24 protein-coding genes are annotated in these 21,792 nt (G+C 65.0%); 15 read left to right on the top strand and 9 right to left on the bottom strand.

The annotated features are described in order from the left end of the window. The first annotated feature begins 53 nt into the window (after positions 1–53). The 4 genes from pcsA to ASG43_RS12040 all read left to right on the top strand — a co-directional run bounded on the left by pcsA (position 54) and on the right by ASG43_RS12040 (position 3,394). Positions 54–809: a phosphatidylcholine synthase gene (gene pcsA, locus ASG43_RS12055; RefSeq protein ID WP_056505045.1), complete on the top strand. Its 756-nt coding sequence runs from the start codon at positions 54–56 to the stop codon at positions 807–809. Further along, the gene (locus ASG43_RS12050; RefSeq protein ID WP_056505043.1) at positions 806–1,780 is read left to right on the top strand and encodes a quinone oxidoreductase; all 975 of its coding nucleotides are present in this window, start codon (positions 806–808) and stop codon (positions 1,778–1,780) included. Before pcsA ends, ASG43_RS12050 begins: the two co-directional genes overlap by 4 nt. A 62-nt stretch (positions 1,781–1,842) precedes the next feature. Next, positions 1,843–2,079, top strand: a complete 237-nt coding sequence (locus ASG43_RS12045; protein WP_056505040.1) for a hypothetical protein — start codon at positions 1,843–1,845, stop codon at positions 2,077–2,079. A 211-nt stretch (positions 2,080–2,290) separates the two neighbouring features. Then, the gene (locus ASG43_RS12040; protein WP_056505037.1) at positions 2,291–3,394 is read left to right on the top strand and encodes a TRAP transporter substrate-binding protein; all 1,104 of its coding nucleotides are present in this window, start codon (positions 2,291–2,293) and stop codon (positions 3,392–3,394) included. A 103-nt stretch (positions 3,395–3,497) separates the two neighbouring features. On the opposite strand, the gene ASG43_RS12035 is transcribed toward ASG43_RS12040, so the two are convergent. Next, positions 3,498–5,147, bottom strand: a complete 1,650-nt coding sequence (locus tag ASG43_RS12035; RefSeq protein WP_082490855.1) for a TRAP transporter large permease subunit — start codon at positions 5,145–5,147, stop codon at positions 3,498–3,500. A gap of 33 nt (positions 5,148–5,180) precedes the next feature. After that, entirely contained in the window at positions 5,181–5,765 is a 585-nt protein-coding gene (locus ASG43_RS12030; RefSeq protein WP_056505816.1) for a TRAP transporter small permease subunit, read from the bottom strand. A 174-nt stretch (positions 5,766–5,939) separates the two neighbouring features. On the opposite strand from ASG43_RS12030, the gene ASG43_RS12025 reads away from it, so the two are divergent. The 3 genes from ASG43_RS12025 (at position 5,940) to ASG43_RS12015 (ending at position 8,325) form a co-directional block, all read left to right on the top strand. Next, complete coding sequence (locus ASG43_RS12025; RefSeq protein ID WP_056505035.1) at positions 5,940–6,257, top strand: hypothetical protein; 318 nt, start codon at positions 5,940–5,942, stop codon at positions 6,255–6,257. Positions 6,258–6,367: 110 nt separating this feature from the next. Next, a complete protein-coding gene (mgtE, locus tag ASG43_RS12020; protein WP_244488080.1) occupies positions 6,368–7,867 on the top strand; it encodes a magnesium transporter in 1,500 nt (499 codons plus the stop codon). A 65-nt stretch (positions 7,868–7,932) separates the two neighbouring features. After that, positions 7,933–8,325 carry a MerR family DNA-binding transcriptional regulator gene (locus ASG43_RS12015; protein WP_056505033.1) on the top strand — a complete coding sequence of 131 codons (393 nt, stop codon included), beginning with the start codon at positions 7,933–7,935 and terminating at the stop codon, positions 8,323–8,325. An 11-nt stretch (positions 8,326–8,336) separates the two neighbouring features. Here ASG43_RS12015 and ASG43_RS12010 read toward each other — a convergent pair whose 3' ends face one another. Next, positions 8,337–9,305 carry a heparan-alpha-glucosaminide N-acetyltransferase gene (locus ASG43_RS12010; protein WP_056505810.1) on the bottom strand — a complete coding sequence of 323 codons (969 nt, stop codon included), beginning with the start codon at positions 9,303–9,305 and terminating at the stop codon, positions 8,337–8,339. 105 nt (positions 9,306–9,410) lie between these two features. Between ASG43_RS12010 and ASG43_RS12005 the strand changes: the two genes are divergently transcribed. Both ASG43_RS12005 and ASG43_RS12000 read left to right on the top strand, forming a co-directional pair. Then, positions 9,411–10,241: an aldo/keto reductase gene (locus ASG43_RS12005; protein WP_056505030.1), complete on the top strand. Its 831-nt coding sequence runs from the start codon at positions 9,411–9,413 to the stop codon at positions 10,239–10,241. A 70-nt stretch (positions 10,242–10,311) separates the two neighbouring features. Next, the gene (locus ASG43_RS12000) at positions 10,312–11,106 is read left to right on the top strand and encodes a YdcF family protein (RefSeq protein ID WP_056505027.1); all 795 of its coding nucleotides are present in this window, start codon (positions 10,312–10,314) and stop codon (positions 11,104–11,106) included. Positions 11,107–11,128: 22 nt separating this feature from the next. Here the strand turns inward: ASG43_RS12000 and ASG43_RS11995 are convergent, their stop codons facing one another. Then, entirely contained in the window at positions 11,129–11,827 is a 699-nt protein-coding gene (locus ASG43_RS11995) for a DUF599 family protein (protein WP_056505024.1), read from the bottom strand. 113 nt (positions 11,828–11,940) lie between these two features. Between ASG43_RS11995 and ASG43_RS11990 the strand changes: the two genes are divergently transcribed. Next, on the top strand, positions 11,941–12,372 hold the full coding sequence (locus ASG43_RS11990; RefSeq protein WP_056505023.1) for a DUF1489 family protein: 432 nt from the start codon (positions 11,941–11,943) through the stop codon (positions 12,370–12,372). A 46-nt stretch (positions 12,373–12,418) separates the two neighbouring features. On the opposite strand, the gene ASG43_RS11985 is transcribed toward ASG43_RS11990, so the two are convergent. Together ASG43_RS11985 and ASG43_RS11980 are read right to left on the bottom strand one after the other, a co-directional pair. Continuing rightward, a complete protein-coding gene (locus ASG43_RS11985) occupies positions 12,419–12,688 on the bottom strand; it encodes a hypothetical protein (RefSeq protein WP_056505017.1) in 270 nt (89 codons plus the stop codon). A gap of 115 nt (positions 12,689–12,803) precedes the next feature. Beyond that, a complete protein-coding gene (locus ASG43_RS11980; protein ID WP_244488079.1) occupies positions 12,804–14,354 on the bottom strand; it encodes a D-alanyl-D-alanine carboxypeptidase in 1,551 nt (516 codons plus the stop codon). Positions 14,355–14,707: 353 nt separating this feature from the next. On the opposite strand from ASG43_RS11980, the gene ASG43_RS11975 reads away from it, so the two are divergent. The 5 genes from ASG43_RS11975 to ASG43_RS11955 all read left to right on the top strand — a co-directional run bounded on the left by ASG43_RS11975 (position 14,708) and on the right by ASG43_RS11955 (position 19,299). Further along, complete coding sequence (locus tag ASG43_RS11975; RefSeq protein ID WP_056505015.1) at positions 14,708–15,067, top strand: phasin family protein; 360 nt, start codon at positions 14,708–14,710, stop codon at positions 15,065–15,067. 200 nt (positions 15,068–15,267) lie between these two features. Beyond that, a complete protein-coding gene (gene clpS, locus ASG43_RS11970) occupies positions 15,268–15,618 on the top strand; it encodes an ATP-dependent Clp protease adapter ClpS (protein WP_056505802.1) in 351 nt (116 codons plus the stop codon). 8 nt (positions 15,619–15,626) lie between these two features. Continuing rightward, positions 15,627–18,104: an ATP-dependent Clp protease ATP-binding subunit ClpA gene (clpA, locus tag ASG43_RS11965; protein WP_056505012.1), complete on the top strand. Its 2,478-nt coding sequence runs from the start codon at positions 15,627–15,629 to the stop codon at positions 18,102–18,104. Between the two features lie 83 nt (positions 18,105–18,187). Beyond that, positions 18,188–18,946 carry an AzlC family ABC transporter permease gene (locus ASG43_RS11960; protein WP_056505009.1) on the top strand — a complete coding sequence of 253 codons (759 nt, stop codon included), beginning with the start codon at positions 18,188–18,190 and terminating at the stop codon, positions 18,944–18,946. After that, the gene (locus ASG43_RS11955; protein ID WP_056505005.1) at positions 18,943–19,299 is read left to right on the top strand and encodes an AzlD domain-containing protein; all 357 of its coding nucleotides are present in this window, start codon (positions 18,943–18,945) and stop codon (positions 19,297–19,299) included. Before ASG43_RS11960 ends, ASG43_RS11955 begins: the two co-directional genes overlap by 4 nt. On the opposite strand, the gene ASG43_RS11950 is transcribed toward ASG43_RS11955, so the two are convergent. From ASG43_RS11950 to ASG43_RS11940, 3 genes are read right to left on the bottom strand one after another with little or no spacing between them, the layout of a single operon-like run. Next, positions 19,296–19,727, bottom strand: coding sequence for an HIT family protein (locus ASG43_RS11950; protein ID WP_056505801.1), 432 nt, complete (start codon positions 19,725–19,727; stop codon positions 19,296–19,298). The genes ASG43_RS11955 and ASG43_RS11950 overlap by 4 nt on opposite strands. Positions 19,728–19,760: 33 nt before the next feature. Further along, positions 19,761–21,020, bottom strand: a complete 1,260-nt coding sequence (locus tag ASG43_RS11945) for a GNAT family N-acetyltransferase (RefSeq protein ID WP_056505003.1) — start codon at positions 21,018–21,020, stop codon at positions 19,761–19,763. 39 nt (positions 21,021–21,059) lie between these two features. Then, positions 21,060–21,791 (bottom strand): glycerophosphodiester phosphodiesterase family protein, encoded by a 732-nt coding sequence (locus tag ASG43_RS11940; RefSeq protein ID WP_056505001.1) that lies wholly within the window; start codon positions 21,789–21,791, stop codon positions 21,060–21,062. Between the last annotated feature and the right edge of the window lies 1 nt (position 21,792).

Here is a 21,792-nt window from a genome sequence, read left to right as displayed (position 1 = left end):
AAGCAATGGCGCATCGGCGACGGTGCGACGCTAGGCAACAGGCATCGGACGACATGGCAGAGATCGCACCCAGACCCGAACGTTGGCGTGCCTTCGCCGTCCATCTTCTGACCGCGAGCGGCGCCTTCTGGGCCTTCATGGCCATCATCGCCGCCGCGGAGCATGCCTGGGTGCAGATGTTCGGCTGGCTCGGCCTCGCGCTCTTCGTCGATGCGATCGACGGACCTCTCGCACGCCGCGTCGAGATCCAGCGCGTTCTTCCGAATTGGTCGGGCGAGGTGCTCGACCAGATCATCGACTACGCGACCTACGTCATCATCCCCGCTTTCGCGCTGTATGAATCCGGAATCATCGGACGGCCGCTCTCCTTCGTCGCCGCCGCGCTGATCGTGATCTCGAGTGCGATCTATTATGCCGACATGCGGATGAAGACGAAGGACTATTTCTTTCGAGGCTTCCCGGTCGCCTGGAACATGGTGATCTTCACCTTCTTCACCATGCAGCCGAACGGGACCACGGCCTTCGCCTTCGTGGCCTTCTGCGCCATCGCGACGTTCCTGCCAGTGAAATTCGTCCATCCCGTCCGCGTGACGAAGTTGCGGCCGCTGAACCTCGCGGTTTCCGCGCTGTGGGCCGTCTTCGGATGTATCGCGCTCTTCTATGCGTCGGACAGTCCGGGCCAGGCTTTCGACAGCCCCGGCTGGTTGAAGGCGGGAATCCTTGCGACGGGCCTCTATCTGTTCTGCATCGGGGGTGTCCTGCAGCTCGTCGGGCGGGCGGGATCGCCGAAAAGGGAGATCGACGCATGACCAAAGCCATCCTCGTACACCGGACCGGGGGACCGGACGTTCTGTCCTACGAGGATCACGATCCCGGTCGTCCCGGCGCCGGGCAGATCCGCGTCGAGCAGAGCGCGGCAGGCGTGAACTTCATCGACGTCTACTTTCGGACCGGCCTCTACAAGGCGCCGAAACTGCCCTTCGTGCTCGGCAAGGAGGGAGCCGGCACCGTGTCGGAGATCGGCGCGGGCGTGATCGGCGTGAAGGTCGGCGATCGCGTCGCCTATAGCGGCGCGGACGGCGCCTATGCCGAAGCCGTGGTCATCGATGCCGCGAAGGTCGCGGTTCTGCCCGACGCGGTTTCAAACGACGACGCGGCAGCCTCCATGCTGAAGGGCACGACGGCGGAATACCTGCTTCGCCGCACGTTCAAGGTCGGGCCGGAGACGGTTCTTCTCTTCCATGCGGCGGCCGGCGGCGTCGGCCTCATCGCCGGTCAATGGGCCAAGCATCTCGGCGCGACGGTGATCGGCACGGCCGGTTCGAAAGCCAAGTGCGAGCTCGCCCTGCAGAACGGCTATGACCACGTGATCAACTATCGCGAGGAGGATTTCGTCGCCCGGGTCCTCGACATCACCGAGGGAAGGAAGTGCGACGTCGTCTACGATTCCGTGGGACGCGACACCTATCCGGCCAGCCTCGACTGCCTGAAGCCACGGGGACTTTGGGCGACGTTCGGCCAGTCCTCCGGCAAGCTGCCGGATATCGATCTCTCGATCCTGAACCAGAAGGGTTCGCTCTTCGCGACACGTCCGAGCCTCTTCGGCTATACCGTGAACCGCGCGGAGTTCGAGGAATCGGCGGGCGCGCTTTTCGACGTGATCGCGAGCGGCGCGGTGAAGATCCGCATCGACCAGCGATTTGCGCTGAAGGACGCGGCAGAGGCCCACCTTGCGCTGGAATCGCGCCAGACGACGGGAGCGACGATCCTGACCATCTGATCACCGGGCCGGCGGGGAAGGCCGGTCCGACACCATCATCAACGAGGAAACGGGAGGATGACATGCCGAAGACGAGATACGTGATCGAGACGGGCACCATCGCGGGCGACGCATGGATGGCGGGCGGTTTCCACGAAGCGATCAACGCCGCCGATCCCGACGTCGCTCTGTCCAGCGTGAGGCCCGCGCTGAACTCGATGGGATATCGGGACAGCGATGGCAACTATGTCCGCGTGCTCGATCCCGAGAAGCACGAGATCGCGCGCCTGCCGCTCGACGAAGCGTTCTGGAGCGCATGACGAACGCCGGAGTTTAAGATCGCGGCGGCGGGCGTGGCAAGGAGGTCGGCGCCCGCCCCAAGACGTTCGACGACGACGTGAACTCTCTTTCGCCCGGCGGCTTGTGCAGCGAAGGACGATCGGCTTTTGTCGCCCCGAACCCGCGAGGGCGAGCCGGCGCGTTCGCCGCGCCGGGGCTCGGCATTGGGCATTCGATAGGGAGGAACGTCTTTTGGATCGTCGTACATTCATCACCAAGGCAGGATTGGCGGCGGGAGCCGCGGCAGCGTCGTCGACGCTGGCCTCGCCAGCCATCGCACAGGACATGCCGCAGATCCGCTGGCGGTTGACGTCGAGCTTCCCGAACACGCTCGACACGATCTTCGGCGGCGCCGAGGTCCTGTCGAAGGCCGTCTCCTCCATGACGGACGGCAAGTTCACGATCGACGTCTTTCCCGCGGGTGAACTCGTCCCGGGTCTCCAGGCGCTCGACGCCGTGCAGGACGGAACCGTCGAAGCCGCCCATACGGTCTGTTACTATTATGTCGGCAAGGATCCGACCTTCGCGATCCCGTCGTCGATTCCGTTCGGCCTCAACGCACGCCAGCAGAATGCCTGGCTCTACCATGGCGGCGGCAACGAACTGGTCGATGCCTTCCTCGGCAAGATCGGCGTCGTCGGCCGTCCGGGCGGCAACACCGGCACCCAGATGGGCGGCTGGTTCCGCAAGGAGGTGAACAGCCTCGCCGACATCAACGGCCTGAAGATGCGCATCGCCGGCCTCGCCGGACGCGTCATGCAGCCGCTCGGTCTCGTGCCGCAGCAGCTCGCGGGCGGCGACATCTATCCGGCCCTCGAGCGTGGAACGATCGATGCGACCGAGTGGGTCGGTCCCTATGACGACGAGAAGCTCGGTTTCTATCAGGTCGCCAAATACTACTACTATCCCGCGTTCTGGGAGGCCGGCCCGACCGTGCACTTCCTGTTCGGGAAGGAGAAGTTCGACGCGCTGCCGGAGGCCTACAAGGCGACGCTGGAGACGGCGACCCGGATGACCAATGCCAACATGCTGGCGCTGTACGACGTGCGCAACATGCAGGCGATCCGCAGCCTCGTCGGCAAGGGCGTGCAGCTTCGTCCGCTGCCGCGCGACGTTCTCGACGCGGCCTATGACAGCGCGATGAAGCTGTATGGGGAACTCTCCGCGTCCAACGAAAACTGGAAGACGATCTACGAACCCTGGAAGACCTTCCGGAGCCAGAGCTACGAATGGTTCCGCGTGGCGGAATATTCCAACGATTCCTACGCCTACGCGCAGCAGGCCGCGGGCAAATAAGTCCTCGCGCCATCGCTTGCGGTGATCGAAACGAGAAAGGCCGGCGTCTCTTTGGAGACGCCGGCCTTTCTCGTTTCGGCGGCTGCATCGGTCGGGTTCGTCGTCAGTTCGGGTCAGCCGTGGGCGCACCGAAGCTCGGTGCCGGCGCCGAGCCGAAGCTAGGAATGGCGGACGACGGAGCCGGGGCCTGGACAGGGGCAGGAGCAGGAGCAGGAGCGCCGAAGGTTGGCGCCGCGGTCTGCCCGAAGGACGGCGCTGCCGGAGGGACGCTGCCGGGTGCGGATGGAGCGAAACCGGGGGCCGCGGGTTGCCCGAAGCTCGGCGCCGCCGACTGTCCGAAGCTCGGCGCCGTCCCGAACGGGTTCTCTCCGCCGGCGCCAGGCATCGGCACGTTGAGGTGGATGCTCGAAGGATCGACGACGGCTTCCTTCGTGAGGAAATACGTCACCGACTGGGGCCAGGCGATGATGATCACGACCAGCACCAGCTGCAGCCCGAGCCACGGCACCGCGCCCCAATAAATGTCCGAGCTCTTCACCGAGGCCGGTGCGATGCCCCGGAGATAGAACAGCGCGAAGCCGAAAGGCGGGTGCATGAAGCTCGTCTGCATGTTCACGCAGAGGAGGACGCCGAACCAGACAAGATCGATGCCGAGGCTTTCCGCCACGGGCGCGAGCAGCGGAATGACGATGAAGGCGATCTCGAAAAAGTCGAGGAAGAAGGCGAGAAAGAAGATGAAGATGTTGACGAAGATCAGGAATCCCAGCGCCCCGCCGGGCAGGCTGGTCAGGAGGTGCTCGATCCAGTGGCCGCCATCCATGCCCTGGAAGACGAAGGAGAAGACCGTCGATCCGATCAGGATGAAGATCACCATCGCGGTCAGCCGCGAGGTCGTCGCCATCGCCTGCCGCAGCAGCGACCAGCTGAGGCGACCGTGCAGGGCGGCGAGGAGGATGGCGCCGACCGAGCCCATCGCCCCGGCGACCGTCGGCGTCGCGATGCCCATCAGCATGGTGCCGAGGACGAGGAAGATGAGAAAGAGTGACGGCACCATGCTCTTGGCGACCTTCCAGAGCAGCTTGCCGCCGCTCATCGTGCGGGCCTCCGGCGGAAGCGGCGGCATCAGTTCCGGCTTCACCCGCGAGACCGCGAAGATGAAGATGAGGAAGAGAAGGATCTGCAGGAGCGACGGGCCGATCGCCCCGGCATACATGTCGCCGACGGGACGGCCGAGCTGATCGGCGATGATGATCAGCACGAGCGAGGGTGGAATCACCTGTGTGATCGTGCCGGAGGCCGCGATGACACCGGTCGCCAGCCGCATGTTGTAGCCGTAGCGAATCATGATCGGCAACGATACGACGCCCATCGCGATGACCGAGGCCGCGACCGTGCCGGTGATCGCGCCGAGCACCGCGCCCACCAGAACGACCGCATAGGCGAGACCGCCGGGCAGTGGACCGAAGAGCTGGCCGGACCCTTCGAGCAGATCCTCCGCGAGGCCGCATCGCTCCAGGATCGCGCCCATGAAGGTGAAGAAGGGGATCGCGAGCAGGAGCTCGTTGGAGAGGATGCCGAAGAACCGGGAGGGCAGACCGTTCAGGAAGACCAGCTCGAACTGGTCGATGGTCACCCCGACGATGGCGAAGACGATGCCGACGGCGGCCAGCGAGAAGGCGACGGGAAAGCCGATGAGCAGAAACAGGATCAGACCGCCGAACATCAGCGGCGGCATCACGCCATATTCGAACATATCGACGAATCCCGTCCCGTTCTCTTCGCCGCCTTACTGGAGCGGCTTGTCGTATTTGGTTTCGAGGCGGATCAGACCCTTCAGGGCGGCGACCCGCTTGATGAGTTCGGACAGGCCCTGCAGCCACAGGAGCGCGAAACCGAGCGGCAGCACGAGCTTGGCCGGCCAGAGGATCAGTCCGCCCGCATTGTTCGACATTTCGCCGGACGCATAGGAGCGCCAGAAGAAGGGCCAGGACAGGAACACGAAATAGCCGATCACCGGCAGCAGGAAGACGGCGAGGCCGAAGACGTCGACGAACAGCCGACCCCGCTCCGTCAGCGAGGAATAGACGATGTCGACCCGCACATGCTCGTTCAGCTTCAGCGTATAGCTCGCACCCAGCATGACCACGGCCGCAAAGAGATACCACTGGATCTCAAGGAAGCTGTTGGAGAAATTGTTGAGGATGCCGTCGGGGATCGGGTTCAGCCAGGCGGGTAACCGTCCCACCAGCCAGAGCAGCGTCGCATTGCCCGCGCTGACGAGAACCGCGATCAACACGAAGTAGTCGGCAAAGACGGCAACCCCCGCATTCATGCGGTCGATGGCGCGACTGAAGCGGAGGAGTGACGGCATCGGCGAAACGATCGGTGCGGGAAACAAGCGACGACCGTCCCGGCGAACGTCGTGCGACGACGTCTCCCTTAAACAGCCGACGCCCCGTTGAAAAGCGCCGATGTGGATACGGGCCTCATGGGAACCCCATGGGAACGCCGCATGTTTTCGCTGCAGCGATCAGGGAGACGAACCATGCCGCGCGGCAACCAATCGAAATACACGGACAAGCAGGAGCGAAAAGCCGATCACATCGCGCAGAGCTACGAAGCGAAGGGCGTGCCGGAGGATGAAGCGGAACGCCGGGCCTGGGCGACGGTCAACAAGGACGATGGCGGCGGCAAAAAGCCCGGCGGTTCGGGTCGAGGCACCAAGACCGGCCATCCCGCAGCCCATGCAGGCGGCAGGAAGGGCGGTGAGGCCTCGGCTCAACGCTCCGCGGCGGACCGATCCGCCTCCGCCCGCAAGGCCGCGGAGACGCGCAAGCGCAACGCCGAGCATCGCGCGAGCTGAGCCGGTGCAGGCCACGCTCGAAGACGTTCGATAATCAGCCGCCTCCCGTTTCCATTCGGTCCCGCCTTGGTCTAGACCTCCCGCAGCACGGCATGGACGGGGAGGCGCGGATGGCCGACGAAGAGCTCGGACGAGGACCCACCCGCCCGGAAGCGTCCAGCACCGAAGCGCCCGGCGCCGAGATGACGAACGCCGATACGCCGCCCGCGTCGGAGAGTTCGGCCGTGCCTCCCGGGGACGCCGAGCGCCAGGGCGTCTACGACGACGAAGGCGAGTTCGACGCCGATTTCCTCGGTCATGTCAGGACGGCCATCGCGGCGGGCGACGCCGAACTCCTGCGCGCCGCGGTCGAGGAGCTTCACGAGTCCGAACTCGGCGACCTCCTCGCCCACATCAACCAGGACGAACGGCAGTCGCTCGTCCGGCTGCTGGGCGATGCCTTCGACTATGCGGCGTTGACGGAGGTCGACGAAGCGATCCGCATGCAGATCGTCGACGCCATGCCCAACGCGCAGATCGCCGAGGCGGTGCGCGAACTGGATTCCGACGACGCCGTCTACATTCTCGAGGATCTCGACGAGGAAGATCGCCGGGAAATCCTGGAGCGACTGCCGTTCCGCGAGCGCGTTCGGCTGCGCCGCGCCTTCGAATATCCCGACGAGTCCGCCGGCCGCCGCATGCAGACGGAGTTCGTCGCCGTTCCCGCCTTCTGGACCGTCGGCCAGACCATCGACTACATGCGCGACGACGACGGCCTGCCCGAACGGTTCAGCCAGATCTTCGTCGTCGACCCGTCCTTCAAGCTGGAAGGCGCCGTCGACCTCGACCGCATCCTGCGCGCGCGGCGCGTGGAGAAGGTCGAGGACATCATGCACGAGACCCGCCACGCCATCCCGGCCGTCATGGATCAGGAAGAGGCGGCACAGGTCTTCGAGCAGTACAACCTTCTCTCGGCCGCCGTCGTCGACGAGAACGAGCGCCTCGTCGGCGTCCTCACGATCGACGACGTCGTCGACGTCATCCAGGAGGAAGCGGAGGAGGACATCCGGCGCCTCGGCGGCGTCGGCGACGAAGAGCTGTCCGACAGCGCGCTCACGACCTCGCGGTCCCGCGTGCCCTGGCTCATCGTCAATCTCTTCACCGCCTTCGCGGCAGCCTCCGTCATCGGCATTTTCGAGGCGACGATCGAGCAGGTCGTGGCGCTGGCCGTGCTGATGCCGATCGTCGCCGGCATGGGTGGCAACGCGGCCTCGCAGACGATGACCGTCACCGTGCGCGCCCTCGCGACCCGCGATCTCGACATCTACAATGCCGGCCGCATCATCCGCCGCGAATGCGGCGTCGGACTGATCAACGGGATCACCTTCGCGCTTCTCATTGGTCTCGTCGCGGGGCTCTGGTTCTCGCCCGACATCGGCGGCATCATCGCCTGCGCCATGGTCATCAACATGATGGTGGCCGCGCTCGGCGGCATCCTCGTGCCGCTCCTGCTCGACCGGATCGGCGCCGATCCCGCCGTCGCATCCGCCGTGTTCGTCACCACGTTGACCGATATTGCAGGGTTCTTTTCCTTTCTCGGTCTTGCCACATGGTGGTTCAGCGTCCACTGAAAGGCGACGATTGACTTTTACGTAAGTCAATCGTCGCCTTTCAGTGGACGACGGGCCTATCGACGATGCGCGAGTATTACACGATCACCGAACTCACCCGCGAGTTCGACATCTCGACGCGGACGATCCGGTTCTACGAGGACGAGGGCCTGATCGCCCCGATCCGCCGTGGGCGAACGCGGCTCTTTCGTCATTCGGATCGCCACCTCCTGAAGATGATCCTTCGGGGAAAGCGGCTCGGCTTCTCCATCTCCGAGATCCGCGAGATCATGCAGATGTACAAGACGCCGCCCGGCGAGGCCGGCCAGTTGCGCACGATCATCTCGCGCGTCACGCAGAAGAGGCGTGAACTCGAGCAGAAGCGTCGCGATATCGACGATCTTCTCGCCGAACTCGACAATGCCGAGGAAGCCTGCCTGACCCGCATGGCAGAGCTCGGCGTCGCCAAAGCCAGCTGACGACACCAAGCCTACGGCGACGATTGCGCGCAGATCGAGACGATCGTCTGGATCTGTCCGGCCTGTTCGGGCGTCGTCCGGTTCTGAATGGCGGCTTCGAGGATGCCCGCCTCGGACAATCTCGAAGCGGCGCAAGCGGCAAAACGGGGACACATTTCGGCGCTGCTGGCTCCGAAGATGGCGCTGCGGCGGCACTCGTCGTCGAGAAGCGCGGTGCGGTCGGGAGGGGCGACCTGCGTCGCCAGAAAAACGAGGCCGAAGAGCAGCGGCTGGTGGATCAGATAGAACGCCAGGGAATGGCGGCCGAGAAAGGCGAGGGGCCGCAGGCGCGAGAGGGCGGGGTTCAACGCCCGCAGCCGTTCCACCGCGCCCTTCGACTGGCCGAGCTGCGCCAGGGCCATCCCGGCCAGCACCGCACCGAACCAGGGAAAGATCGGCACGAAATCGTTGGTGATCGGCGGCGTCTCGGCAAAGCCGATCCAGGCGAGCGCCATCGGCTCCATCGACGCGCTCCGCACGATCGTCGGCAGAGCGACGACGACGACGGCGGCGAGCGCCGTCGCGAACCAAGGCAGCCGCAGCGCGAGAAGGCCGAGGAGGCTCGCGACGGCGATGTGGTGCAGAATGCCGAAGAACACGAAGCTTCCGGGCGTCACGAAGAATGTGACGACCGTGATCGCCAGCGCGCCGGCCGCCACCTGCCCCAGGCGGACGAAGAAGGGTCGCCAGCGGATGCCGCGGGCATGCGCGAGCACGAGACTGGTGCCGACGAGCACGAGGAAACTCGAGGCGATGCAGCGGGCGAAGAGCCGCCAGCCGCCCTCTCCGGCGAGCCCCCGCGCAACATAGCCGAAATTGTCTAGATCCCAGGTGAAGTGGAAGATCGCCATGGCCAGGAGGGCGACGCCGCGAGCGACGTCCAGGGCTTCGATCCGCCGCCCATCGCCGGGAGAGACGGATCTCTTCGCTTCCTTGGTCACGTCGCTTCCCCACGCTGTCGAACTGGAACCGGATGCGCTCGGCTTGCTTTCCATCCCGCAGGTCGGCCTGCGATCCGCCGCCCCATCGCACACAAAGGACTGCTTATGAAGATCATCGAGGCGAACGGAGCCCGAATTCCCGCGATCGGCTTCGGCACCTACACGCTGAAGGGCTTGGAAGCGACCGACATGGTGACGAATGCGATCGCGGCCGGATACCGCCACATCGACACCGCCCGCATGTACGCCAACGAAGTCGAGGTCGGGGAAGGCATACGCCGTTCGGACGTGCCGCGCGACGACATCTTCATCACGACCAAGATCTGGCGCGACGACCTCGCCGCCGATCGTTTCGCCGACGCATCCGAGACGGCGATCGAGGCGCTGGGCATCGGTCCGGTCGATCTCCTGCTCATTCATTGGCCGAACGCCGATATTCCCCTGGAGGAATCGATCGAAGCGCTGAACGCGGCGAAGTCGAGAGGTCTGACCCGTCACATCGGCGTCGCGAACTTTCCGAGCGCCCTGCTCGACGAGGCGGTCGCGATCTCCGAGGCGCCGCTTGTCTGCAACCAGGTGGAATATCACCCTTTCCTCGCCCAGGAAGCCGTCCTTGGCGCCTGCGAGCGTCACGGCATGGCCCTTGTCGCCTACTCGCCTCTCGGCCAGGGCGGCGAGATCCTGAAGCACCCTCTGGTCACCGGAATCGCGGCCAAGCACGGCAAGGCCCCCTCGCAGATCATCCTCAACTGGGAGATCGCCCAGAATCGCGTCGCGGCGATCCCACGCACGAGCGATCCCGATCGTCTGGCGCTCAATCTCGACGTCTTCGATTTCGAACTATCGGACGAGGAGACGCGGAGCCTCGACGTTCTCAGTCGCGAAGGTCGCCGCTTGGTGAACCCGGCCTTCGCACCGGTCTGGGACCGGGTTTGATCCGGGACGGGCTGGCGGGGTCCAGCGAGGAACGCTAAGGGCTGGGGCCCCCGTTCGGAGCCTCAGCCCATTGTTCTTCGCCCTCTCCAAGATCGGCTGGTTCCTCCTGCAGCCGCTGGCCCTCATCTTCGTCCTCATCCTGTCCGGGCTGCTTGCAGGTCTCCTCGGACGGACGAGGATCGGTGGCTCTCTGGTCGCCGTCGCCGTCCTCGTCCTCGGCATCGCCGCGCTCACGCCGGCCGGCCTCGTGATGACCGCCGTTCTCGAGGACCAGTTCCCGGTTCCCGATCTACCCGGTGAGGTCGCCGGCATCATCGTCCTCGGAGGAGCCCTCGACACCCGCGTTTCGCGCTTTCGCGGGGGGTACGAGTTGAACGAGGCCGGCGATCGCATGACGGCGGCAGTGGCGCTCGCGCGGCGCTTTCCCGAGGCCAAACTCGTGTTCACCGGGGGAGTGGCCGCCCTCATCGACGACGATGTCGCGGAGACGGTCTCGGCGAAAGCCTTTTTTCAGGACATGGGCATCGCGGCCGACCGCGTGCTGATGGAGGGTGCCGCGCGCAACACGGTCGAGAACGCCGTCTTCACCAAGAGGCTGGTTCAACCGAAGTCCGGCGAGATCTGGCTGCTCGTCACCTCCGCCTACCACATGCCGCGCTCCGTCGGCTGCTTCCGTGTCGCGGGCTTCGACGTCCTGCCGTTCCCCGTGGATCATCGAACGCCGTCGGGTGCGGCCAATTGGCGACCCTCCACCGACACCACGCGGAATGTGGAAAAGGTCCATTACGCGATCCGCGAATATCTCGGGCTCGCCGCCTACTGGGCGACCGGCAAGACCGACGCGCTGCTTCCCGGTCCTCGATGACGGGGAAATGGAGAGGGGACGGTCAGTCTTCGTCCTCGATGTGGACGGCATAGCGTGCCGCCGAAAAGAACTGACGGTGGACGAGGATGCCGATGACGAGCACCGTCGTCACCACGAGGACGTAGGGGCCGAGGAACCAGCCGAGATAGGCAAGGCCGAAGAAGATGCCGCGCAGGCCGGCGTTGAAATGGCTGGCTGCGATCTGGTTCATCGTGGCCGCGCGCCGGGCCGCGATCTCGGCCGCCGCAAGATCCCGTTCGGCCTCGCTGCGCATGGGAATCGCACCGATCAGGATCGTGCAATAGTTGAAGAGCCGGTACGACCAGCCGAACTTGAAGAAGGCATAGGCGAAAATGGCGATGAGGCCGAGCAGCTTCGCCTCGACCAACGGTCGGTCGAGCTGTCCGTAGAACGGCAGCTCCGCTGCGATTTCCGCGATCAGCTGGGCCGAACCGAGAAGGGCGAAGCATCCGCCGATGGCGAAGATGCAGGAGGAGGCAAAGAAGGCCGTGCCCTGCTGCAGACCCGCCATGATCGCCGTATCGATCATCCGGAGATCGCGACCGAGCAGCACCTTCATCCAGCGGCGGCGCTGCAGGTTCATCGCGGCGCTGAGTCCCTTGCGCGACCAGCTGCTCTTCTCCGTCAGCCAGTTGTAAAAGAACCAACCGCCGATGAAGATCAAAAGCGCGAAGGCGTCGCGCAGATCGAAGGTGGCCATGCGAGGCGGTTTCCTTTGCCGAGCCGTCCGGTGACGCTTCCTCGCAAATCGGCGCAGGCGCGGCAATGCCGATGGTTGACGGACCACCGCGCTCCAGCGAGAAGCTTCCCGCGATGCCACTTCACATGATCAAGCTCTGCGTCGGCGCCGAATCGATCGAGGACCTGCAATTCTGGGTCCGCGAACGGTTGGAGCAGGCCGCCCGCGAGGGCCGCCCGCAAGAGCAGCACCATCCGACGCGCATGATCCCCAAGCGGATCGACGAGATCCTGGAGGGCGGCTCGCTCTACTGGGTGATCAAGGGACGGGTCCAGGTGCGACAGCCGATCCTGGACCTGCGGCCCTTCGTGGATGGGCAGGGCATCAAGCGTTGCCACATCGTGCTCGAACCGCGATTCGTGCCGACCGATCCTCAGCCGAGGCGCGCCTTCCAGGGATGGCGGTATCTGGTGCCGGAAGAGGCGCCGACGGATCTCGACGCCGAGGTCGGATCTCAGTTGCCGGCCGCCATTCGCAACGAGCTCGCCGAACTCGGCCTCCTCTGAGGCGGCCGAGGGGACGAGAACTCCGTCGGCGGCTCTCGCCGGCCCGTCAGCGGAACCGGATGCGGACGGCGGGATGTCCGGACGCCGAGCTGACCTTGATGCGGGCGCGGGCCACTGGCTGGGACGCGCGCCAGGCACGCGCGCCATGGCTGAGAAGCAGGCCGACGAGATCGCGGGCCTTCAGCGTCGTGCGACCCTCGCGATGATCCGCGATCCGAAGGGACGCCTGCTTGAGCGGATGCATCGAGGCCAGTGCGAGGCCGGAAATGCGGCTCTTGGGCTCAGCGAAACCGTGGCTTTCCTGATCGACGCTCATCACTCGGTTCCTCGAACTCGCAAGACTGGTCACGCGGCAACGGTCGCCGCCTCGCCGGATCAGGCGCGCGGATGGGACCGAGGGATAGGGTTGGGAAGTTGCGGCGGACCCGCCGTCAGTTGACGACGGCGTAGCAGCTGTAGGAGCGCTTCTTCAGCGCCGCGCAGGCCTTGTTGGCATCGTCCTTGGAATCGAAACCGGCGAAGCGGGCCCGATAGAGCGTCTGCGAGCCGCTGCCGACCGACTGCGTGAAGGGCTCCGCCCGACCGAGGACCGAGCCGACCTTGGACTTCGCCTCGGACAGCATGTTCAGCGCCTGTTCCTTGTTCGGCGTCGCCGCGATCTGAACCACCCAGCCGGACGGCGAGGCCGTCGTCGCGGTGCTTGCGGTGCGGGTCACAGGGATTATTGAACCCGTGGTCTCCGGATCGCGATCCGCACCGCCCGGAATGGCGGCCGGCGGCACCATGCGGCTGCCGGATCGCGCACGGGTCGGTGCAAGGCTGTTCGCCGTCGGGATCTCGTAGGACGGCGTTTCGGGACGGCGCGTGACGAGGGCCGCCCGGAGCGCTTCGCGACCGAGGATCGGACGATCCGCCGAACCGGTGATCCGCGCGATCGCGCCGCCGGCATCCGAGCCGTAGGCGGCGGCGATCCGCTCGTTGACCGACGCGCGGCTGGAGAAGGCGGGGACCGGCACGCGCGCCGGCGGCGCGTAGGCCTTCTGGGCGGCCGGTTCGGGCGCCTCGTCGGCGGACGAAACGAGGATGCGGGCTTCGCGGCCACCGCGAATGTCGGCGACCAGCGGGCCGGAACTGCGCGAGCTGGCCTCGGGCAGATACTTGTTCAGCATCTTCGCCATTTCGTTGTCGCGCGAGGCGCCCGTGCGGCCGCCGAACACGACGCCGACCATCTTCTTGCCGTCGAGCGCCAGCGACGACACGAGGTTGAAGCCCGACGCGTTGATGTAACCGGTCTTGATGCCGTCCACGCCCTTTACGCGACCGACGAGACGGTTGTGAGAGCCGATCGTGCGGCCGCGGAAGTTGAACGCCTTTGTCTTGAAGTAGGCGAATTCCTTGGGGAAGTGCTCCCGGAGGGCCATGCCGAGCGTCGCCATGTCGCGCGCCGTCGTGACCTGTCCCTCGTTGGGCAGGCCGTTCGCGTTGCGGAACGTCGTGCGGCTCATGCCGAGCTTGCGCGCCTTGGTCGTCATCTGCTGCGCGAAGCGCTCTTCCGAACCGGCCAAGTGCTCGGCGATCACGACGGACGCATCGTTGGCCGACAGCGTCACGAGCGACAGGATGGCCTCCTCGACGAGGAGCGTGGAGCCGACCTTCAGTCGCAGCTTCGTCGGCGGACGGGCCGCCGCGTAGGAGGAGACCTTCATCTTGGTCTTGAGCGTGGTCCGTCCGGCCTCGATGGCGTCGAACAGCATGTAGAGCGTCATCATCTTCGTCAGCGATGCGGGATACCGCAGGTCGTCGGCGTACTTGGAATAGAGAACCTTGCCGTTGTTGGCGTCGATGACGAAGGCGGCGGCGCGCTCGGCAGCGGAAGCGAGGGCGGTGGACTGTGTCAGAAGGACGGCACTCAAAGCGACGACACCCGCCGCTTTCGTGAGACCCGTTGCGACACCTTTCAGACCGAAAACGGTTAGGGACACGAAGCTACTCTCTCGGTTCAGTCGGACGCACCACGAAGGGCCGCACCACCGTCTCTTGTTGAACAGCCGCCATGCCTGTGCACGGGCCACTCTGCGATGGATGAAGCCTACGGGTTCGCCCTTACCAATCCGTTTATGGTTGCCGAGACGTTCAGGTTGAGACGCCGAATCGAAGGCGACCTTAGTCATCTCTCGGCGCGGCCAAAATGCGGCCAGCCGCGATTCAACCCGATCCCTCCCGCAATGCAACTTGACTCTTTTGTGCAGTGCAATATGGTGGGTGCGTCAGGGAATGACCACGCAACGAATGACCGTGCGACGACCGCGGCATGGCGACGTCTAGGGAGACTATCATGAGCAGCTTCGAAACCGCCGGCATGATCAGCAAGGACACGCTGGACACGACCATGAAGTCGTTCTCAGCGGTCACCAAGGGGCTTCAGCAGGTGGCGTCCGAGACGACGGAATTCACCAAGACGTCCTACGAGAAGTCCGCCAAGATGATGGAGCAGATGCTTCAGATGCGCAGCCTCGACAAGGTCGTCGAGGTCCAGACCGACTTCGCCAAGTCGGCCTACCAGGCCTGGGTTTCGCAGGCGACGAAGATCGGCGAGATCTATTCGGACATGGCCCGCGAGTCCTACAAGCCGTTCGAAACCGCGATTGCAGCCGTCGCCGCCAAGAGCGGCGAAGCGTTTCGCAAGACCGTCTGATCGACGAGACGATGATACGGCACGCGCCTCTCGGTGCGGTGTCGCATGACGTAAGCCCGGCCTTCGCGCCGGGCTTTTTTCGTTTCCGGGCGAGGGGCTATGCCGCAGCCTCCCGCCGTCTTAAATTCTCCCCGACGCACATTACATACCAAGCGATGACAAAGGTGGCAGCCGTGAACGACGAAGCGACAGGACGGCGGATTGACGCCAGACCTGCGACCCTACAGGCTGGCAAAGCCGGCGGGCCGGGGCCGGACCGCGGCACCTCCGTCATCACCCGAACCAAGCCGCAGACGAAGAAGCCAAGCCTTTACAGAGTGCTGCTTCTGAATGACGATTACACTCCGATGGAGTTCGTGATCCATGTGCTGGAGCGTTTCTTCCAGAAGGACCGCGAAGCCGCGACGCGGGTCATGCTGCATGTGCACAATCACGGTGTTGGGGAGTGTGGGGTCTATACCTACGAGGTCGCCGAGACCAAGGTGACACAGGTGATGGATTTCGCTCGCCAGCACCAGCATCCGCTGCAATGCGTGATGGAAAAGAATTGAGGTGAAGCTTGCCGACATTTTCGCAAAGTCTTGAAAAGTCTCTGCATCAGGCCCTGACCCTGGCCAACGAGCGGCAGCAGGAATTCGCGACGCTGGAGCACCTGCTCCTGGCGCTGCTCGAGGACAAGGATGCGGCTGCGGTGATGAAGGGGTGCAGCGTCGACCTCGATGTCCTGCGCGCCAGCCTGACGGAATACATCGATTCCGAACTCGCCAATCTCGTGACGGGTCATGAAGAGGACTCCAAGCCGACCGCGGGCTTCCACCGCGTCATCCAGCGTGCTGTCATCCATGTCCAGTCATCCGGTCGCGAAGAAGTGACGGGCGCCAACGTCCTCGTCGCCATTTTCGCTGAACGGGAGAGCCATGCCGCGTATTTCCTGCAGGAGCAGGAAATGACCCGCTACGACGCCGTGAATTTCATCGCGCACGGGATTGCCAAGCGCCCCGGCGCTTCGGAAAGCCGACCCCTTCGCGGGGCCGAGGACGACCAATCCACTTTGGGACCGGACGAGGAAGGCAGGCGCAAGACGACCCAGGATGCTTTGACGGCCTATTGCGTCAACCTGAACGAGAAGGCCCGTTCCGGCCGGATCGATCCGTTGATCGGCCGCACCGACGAGATCAACCGAACGATCCAGGTCCTCTGCCGTCGCTCGAAGAACAATCCGCTTTACGTCGGTGATCCCGGCGTGGGCAAGACCGCCATTGCCGAGGGCCTCGCCAAGCGGATCGTCGAGAACGACGTTCCGGAGGTCCTTGCCGACGCCACCATCTTCTCCCTCGACATGGGCACGCTGCTGGCGGGCACGCGCTACCGTGGCGATTTCGAAGAGCGTCTGAAGCAGGTCGTCAAGGAGCTCGAGGAGTTCCCCGGCGCCGTCCTGTTCATCGACGAGATCCACACCGTGATCGGTGCCGGCGCCACGTCGGGCGGCGCGATGGATGCGTCGAACCTTCTAAAGCCGGCGCTGTCTTCCGGTGCCATTCGTTGCATCGGATCAACGACCTACAAGGAATACCGGCAGTTCTTCGAGAAGGACCGCGCCCTGGTCCGCCGCTTCCAGAAGATCGACGTGAAGGAGCCTTCGATCGACGATGCCGTCGCGATCATGAAGGGGTTGAAGCCGTATTTCGAGGAGTTTCACCATGTGAAGTTCTCGAACGAGGCCATCCGGGCGGCGGTCGAGCTTTCGGCCCGCTACATCAACGACCGCAAGCTGCCGGACAAGGCGATCGACGTGATCGACGAGACGGGCGCCTCTCAGATGTTGCTGCCGGAGCCCCAGCGCAAGAAGAAGATCGGCATCAAGGAGATCGAGGCGACCGTCGCGACGATGGCCCGCATTCCCCCGAAATCCGTCTCCAAGGATGACGAGGAGGTGCTCGCTCATCTCGACGAGCAGCTGAAGCGGGTCGTCTACGGTCAGGATGCCGCGATCGAGGCCTTGGCTTCGACGATCAAGCTGGCGCGGGCCGGCCTTCGCGAGCCGGACAAGCCGATCGGCAGCTATCTCTTCTCGGGTCCGACCGGCGTCGGGAAGACCGAAGTCGCCAAGCAACTCGCCTCGACTCTCGGCGTCGAGCTCCTGCGTTTCGACATGTCGGAATACATGGAGCGCCACACCGTCTCCCGCCTCATCGGCGCACCTCCCGGCTATGTCGGCTTCGACCAGGGCGGCCTGCTGACGGACGGGATCGACCAGCATCCGCATTGCGTGCTGCTGCTGGACGAGATCGAGAAGGCCCATCCCGACCTGTTCAACATCCTGCTGCAGGTCATGGATCAGGGCCGTCTGACCGATCACAACGGCAAGAAGATCGACTTCCGCAATGTGATCCTGATCATGACGACGAATGCGGGCGCAGCGGAAGGCGCACGGGCGGCGATCGGCTTTGGCTCGACCAAGCGCACCGGCGACGACGTGGAGGCGATCAACAAGCTCTTCACGCCCGAGTTCCGCAACCGCCTCGACGCGATCATTCCCTTCGCCGGTCTGACGCCGAAGGAGATCAACCGCGTCGTCGAGAAGTTCGTCATGCAGTTGGAGGCGCAGCTTTCGGAGCGCGGCGTCACGTTCGAACTGTCGCCGGACGCCGTCGGCTGGCTGGCCGAAAAGGGCTACGACGAGCACATGGGCGCAAGGCCCCTGGCGCGCGTCATCCAGGAATACATCAAGAAGCCGCTGGCCGACGAGGTTCTGTTCGGCAAGCTGAAGCGCGGTGGAACGGTCAAGGTGACCGTCGCCGAGGACGAGGCCGGCAAGAAGGTGCTGAAGCTCGATCCCATTGCCGACGAACTTCCCGCCAAGGGCAAGAAGGGCGGCAAGGGACGCGGCAAGCTCGACGCTGACGACGACGGCGACAACGAGACATACGACGACGACGAGATCACGGACGTCCCGGTCGAGGGCGACGGCGAACTGGCCGTTCGTCCTGCCAAGCGTCCGGTCACCGGACCGAAGGTCGCGCGCAAGCCGTCCTGACCGCCCTGAAAATGCAAGGGGCCGCTCGTGTCGAACGGGCGGCCCCTTTTCGCGTGATTCGATTTCTCGTCAGGCCTCTTCGCATGACCGTCCTCGTTGAAGACCGCGGGTCGTCCTGGCCCTGGATCCGCCGCGGCATGCTCGGCATGTTGAGCCCGCCGGCCCTGATCCTCACCACCGCCCATATCGGCTTTGCGGGTCTGGCGCGGGACGCCGGCCTGTCCTGGCCGGAGGCGACCTTCATGGTCTTTTCGATCTGGGCCCTGCCGGCGAACATCATCCTCGTCGGCGCCATCACCTCGGGTCTGTCGCTCGCTGCGACCGCCTTCGCCGTGGCCTTGTCCTCGCTGCGGCTGATGCCGATGGTCGTCGCCCTGATGCCGGAGATCCGGGGGCCGAGAACGCGACGCTGGTCGCTCTTCCTCCTGTCGCATTTCATCGCCATCACCGCCTGGGTCTTCGCCATGCAATCGGTGCGGGACGTGCCCCGGGAGCATCGGCTCGCTTACTTCGGAGGCTTCGGCGCGACGCTCTGCACCGTCAACACGCTCGTCGTCGCGCTCGCGTTCAATCTGATGGGTCAACTGCCGGCTCTGGCGACCGGAGCGCTGGCCTTCCTGACGCCGGTCTACTTCCTCACGTCCCTCTACGGTTCCGCGCGCGATCTTTCGGGACGGCTCGGCCTTCTCACCGGCATGCTGGTTCTGCCGCTCGGGCACTGGCTCGATCCCGAACTGGACATTCTGATCGCCGGGATCGGCGGCGGCTTGATCGCCTATGCCGTCGGCGAGGCCATGCGGCGCAAGGACGAGGCGACGACGGATCGCGGAGAAGGTCCGTGAGCGGTTGGGGCTATCACGATGTCGCCGCGGACTGGTGGCCCTACGTGTTCATTCTCCTGGCCGGCTGGCTTCCGACGGACGTCTGGCGCTGGATCGGCGTCGCCTCGGCCGGGCGGATCGACGAGAAATCCCGCCTCATCTCGCTGGCGCGGGCGATCGCGACCGCTCTCGTCGCCGCGGTGATCGCGCGTCTCGTCTTCTATCCCACGGGTTTTCTGGCAACGCTTCCTGCCGCCGTGCGCGTCGGCGCCCTCGCGGCGGGCTTCCTGACCTACGTTCTGCTCGGCCGACGCATCCTCCTCGGCATTCTCGTGGCGGAGGCGATCCTCATCGGCGTGCCGTTCCTGCTCTAGAGACTCTCGAGGGCAGCCCGAATCGCAGCGGCCTGATCGGCGAGCATCGCGGGATCTGCCATTCCGCCGGCATGACGTTCCAGTTCGGCTCCGGCATAGCGCGGGATGACGTGGATGTGGAGGTGGAAGACCGTCTGACCGGCAGGCGCCTCGTTGAACTGCGCGACGAAGACGCCATCGGCGGAGAAGGCGGTCTGCACCGCCCGCGCCAACCGAGCGACGAGCGGCATCACAGCCTGGAGCGTCGCGTCCGAGGCATCGAGAAGGTTGCGGGACGGCGCCTTGGGAATGACGAGACAATGGCCCTTGGACTGGGGCATCACGTCCATGATGGCGAGCGCCGTATCGGTCTCGATCAGCTTCTGGCTCGGAATTTCGCCCCGCAGGATCTTGGCGAAGACGTTGTTCGGATCGTAGCCCTCGGTCATGTCCATCCCTTCGTCGCCCATCGGCGCCCGCACTTAGTCGGCCGGGTCCTCGGCGTCCAGCCTTTCCGGGACGCGATCCGAAGGAACGACCGGCGAGACCTCGCCCTTTCGGAACGGCGTGTGCTCGCCGAGCACGTCCTGCATGCGCGCCACCTGTTCACGCTCGTCGTCGAGGTGATCCTCGATGGCGCGGCGAAGACCGGCATGGGCGATGTAATGGGCGGAATGGGTCGTCACCGGCTCATAGCCGCGCGCGAGCTTGTGCTCGCCCTGTGCGCCGGCCTCGACGAGCGGAATGCGGTGCTCGATCGCGTAGTCGATCGCCTGATGGTAACAGACTTCGAAATGCAGGAACGGGTGCTCCTCGATGCACCCCCAATAGCGGCCGTAGAGCGCATCGGGGCCGATGAAGTTCAACGCTCCCGCGATGTAGCGACCCTCGCGCTTCGCCATGACCAGAAGGATCTGGTCGGCCATCCGCTCGCCGAGCAGGCTGAAGAACCGCCGGTTGAGATAGGGACGTCCCCATTTCCGGCTGCCGGTGTCCATGTAGAAGGCGAAGAATGCGTCCCAGGCCTCTACCGTGATGTCGGATCCCGTCAGCCATTCGATCGTGATGCCATTGGCGAGCGCCTGCGCGCGCTCCTTGCGAAGCCCCTTGCGCTTGCGGGAGGCGAGGGTGGCGAGGAAGTCGTCATAGGACCCGAAGGCGCGGTTCCGGAAGTGGAATTGCTGATCCGTCCGGTGCAGGAACTCGCTTGCCTCCATCGAATTCAGATCATCGGCGGTCAGGAAGGTCGCATGCGCCGATGAGATGCCGGTCTGATCGACGAAGGTCTTGATCCCCTCGCAGAGCGCGAGCCGGCGGATCTCGGCGCCGGGTCCGGAACCCACGAGAAGACGGGGACCGGTCGCCGGCGTGAACGGCGCGGAGATCTGGAGCTTGGGGTAATACCGCCCCCCGGCTCTCTGGAAGGCCTCCGCCCAGCCATGGTCGAAGACGTATTCGCCTTGGCTGTGGCTCTTCACATAGGCCGCCGCGGCGGCGATCGTCTCGCCGCCGGGGGATTCGAGAACGAGATGCTGCGGCAGCCATCCGACGCGCCGTCCGACGCAGCCGGCCTCTTCCAGCGAGAGGAGAAAGGCGTGGCGTGCGAACGGATTGCCGATCCCGTCCATTCCCGAGACGCAGCCGAGCCGATCCCAGGTCGCGGCCGGAACCTCCGAGACGCTGTCCACGATGCGAAGCGAGAAGGTATCGGAATCGGTCACGAGATCGTCGGTGCCCACCATGCGTTCAATCTTGGTCCTCGTTTGTCGCAGTGCAATACGTCAGAGCTGCGGCAGAAAGCCCTCGAAGGTCATCTGGTCCGCATGCTGAAACGTTCTCTCCACGTCGTCCGGCGTGCGCACCGTCCAGGTGATGACCGGCGCGCCCTGGTCCTGCCGCACCCAGTCCACGAAGGGATTGGGCAGGTGGTGGACGTTGTAGGACACGAACCTGCAGCCGCGCTCGAAAACGGCCCGGTGCTCGGCGAGCGTCTCCGAGCGGAGGCTTTCCGCCGTCAGTCCGACCGGCAGGTCCGTCGCTGCGAGAGCCTGATCGATCAGCCAGGGATCGAAGGACATGAGGGCGAGGGGGCCCTCATAGGCCTCGACGAGCGGCGAGAGCGCGTCGAAGAGATCGCGGTCCTCCTCGGCACTGGACCCTTTCATCTCGATCACGATCGGCACCGCGCCGCCGACGAGCGCCAGAAGCTCGGCGACCGTCGGCACGGTGTCGTCGGTGGAGCCGAGGCGTAGGCGGCCGAGTTCGCCGGCGCTGCGATCCACGGTCCGGCCGGTCTCGGCCGTCACCCGCTCCAGAGTCGCGTCGTGAAACACGACCGGCACCCGGTCGCTCGACAGCATCACGTCGCATTCGATGGCATAGCCGGCGAGCATGGCGGCGCGGAACGCCGACAGGGAATTCTCCATCACGTGGACATTGCCGTCGTGAAGTCCGCGATGGGCGATCGGCCGGGCGCTGAGCCAGCCGAGATCCTGGGGGGAAGACGACCTCATG

Origin of the sequence: Aureimonas sp. Leaf454, from assembly GCF_001424685.1 — a bacterium.
Classification (GTDB): domain Bacteria; phylum Pseudomonadota; class Alphaproteobacteria; order Rhizobiales; family Rhizobiaceae; genus Plantimonas.
The sequence above is the reverse complement of the archived record's forward strand: the minus strand, read 5'-3'. Positions and strand labels throughout refer to the sequence as shown.

Bases quoted from the DNA above. Each gene is read 5' to 3' on its own strand.
- ASG43_RS12045 (WP_056505040.1), top strand. From the start codon at position 1,843: ATGCCGAAGACGAGATACGTGATCGAGACGGGCACCATCGCGGGCGAC.
- ASG43_RS11960 (WP_056505009.1), top strand. From the start codon at position 18,188: ATGACCGTCCTCGTTGAAGACCGCGGGTCGTCCTGGCCCTGGATCCGC.
- ASG43_RS11985 (WP_056505017.1), bottom strand. From the start codon at position 12,688: ATGAGCGTCGATCAGGAAAGCCACGGTTTCGCTGAGCCCAAGAGCCGC.
- mgtE (WP_244488080.1), top strand. From the start codon at position 6,368: ATGGCCGACGAAGAGCTCGGACGAGGACCCACCCGCCCGGAAGCGTCC.
- pcsA (WP_056505045.1), top strand. From the start codon at position 54: ATGGCAGAGATCGCACCCAGACCCGAACGTTGGCGTGCCTTCGCCGTC.
- ASG43_RS12035 (WP_082490855.1), bottom strand. From the start codon at position 5,147: ATGTTCGAATATGGCGTGATGCCGCCGCTGATGTTCGGCGGTCTGATC.
- ASG43_RS12005 (WP_056505030.1), top strand. From the start codon at position 9,411: ATGAAGATCATCGAGGCGAACGGAGCCCGAATTCCCGCGATCGGCTTC.
- ASG43_RS11975 (WP_056505015.1), top strand. From the start codon at position 14,708: ATGAGCAGCTTCGAAACCGCCGGCATGATCAGCAAGGACACGCTGGAC.
- ASG43_RS11990 (WP_056505023.1), top strand. From the start codon at position 11,941: ATGCCACTTCACATGATCAAGCTCTGCGTCGGCGCCGAATCGATCGAG.
- ASG43_RS12050 (WP_056505043.1), top strand. From the start codon at position 806: ATGACCAAAGCCATCCTCGTACACCGGACCGGGGGACCGGACGTTCTG.
- ASG43_RS11945 (WP_056505003.1), bottom strand. From the start codon at position 21,020: ATGGTGGGCACCGACGATCTCGTGACCGATTCCGATACCTTCTCGCTT.
- ASG43_RS11940 (WP_056505001.1), bottom strand. From the start codon at position 21,791: ATGAGGTCGTCTTCCCCCCAGGATCTCGGCTGGCTCAGCGCCCGGCCG.
- ASG43_RS12030 (WP_056505816.1), bottom strand. From the start codon at position 5,765: ATGCCGTCACTCCTCCGCTTCAGTCGCGCCATCGACCGCATGAATGCG.
- ASG43_RS12025 (WP_056505035.1), top strand. From the start codon at position 5,940: ATGCCGCGCGGCAACCAATCGAAATACACGGACAAGCAGGAGCGAAAA.
- ASG43_RS11995 (WP_056505024.1), bottom strand. From the start codon at position 11,827: ATGGCCACCTTCGATCTGCGCGACGCCTTCGCGCTTTTGATCTTCATC.
- ASG43_RS12015 (WP_056505033.1), top strand. From the start codon at position 7,933: ATGCGCGAGTATTACACGATCACCGAACTCACCCGCGAGTTCGACATC.
- ASG43_RS11950 (WP_056505801.1), bottom strand. From the start codon at position 19,727: ATGACCGAGGGCTACGATCCGAACAACGTCTTCGCCAAGATCCTGCGG.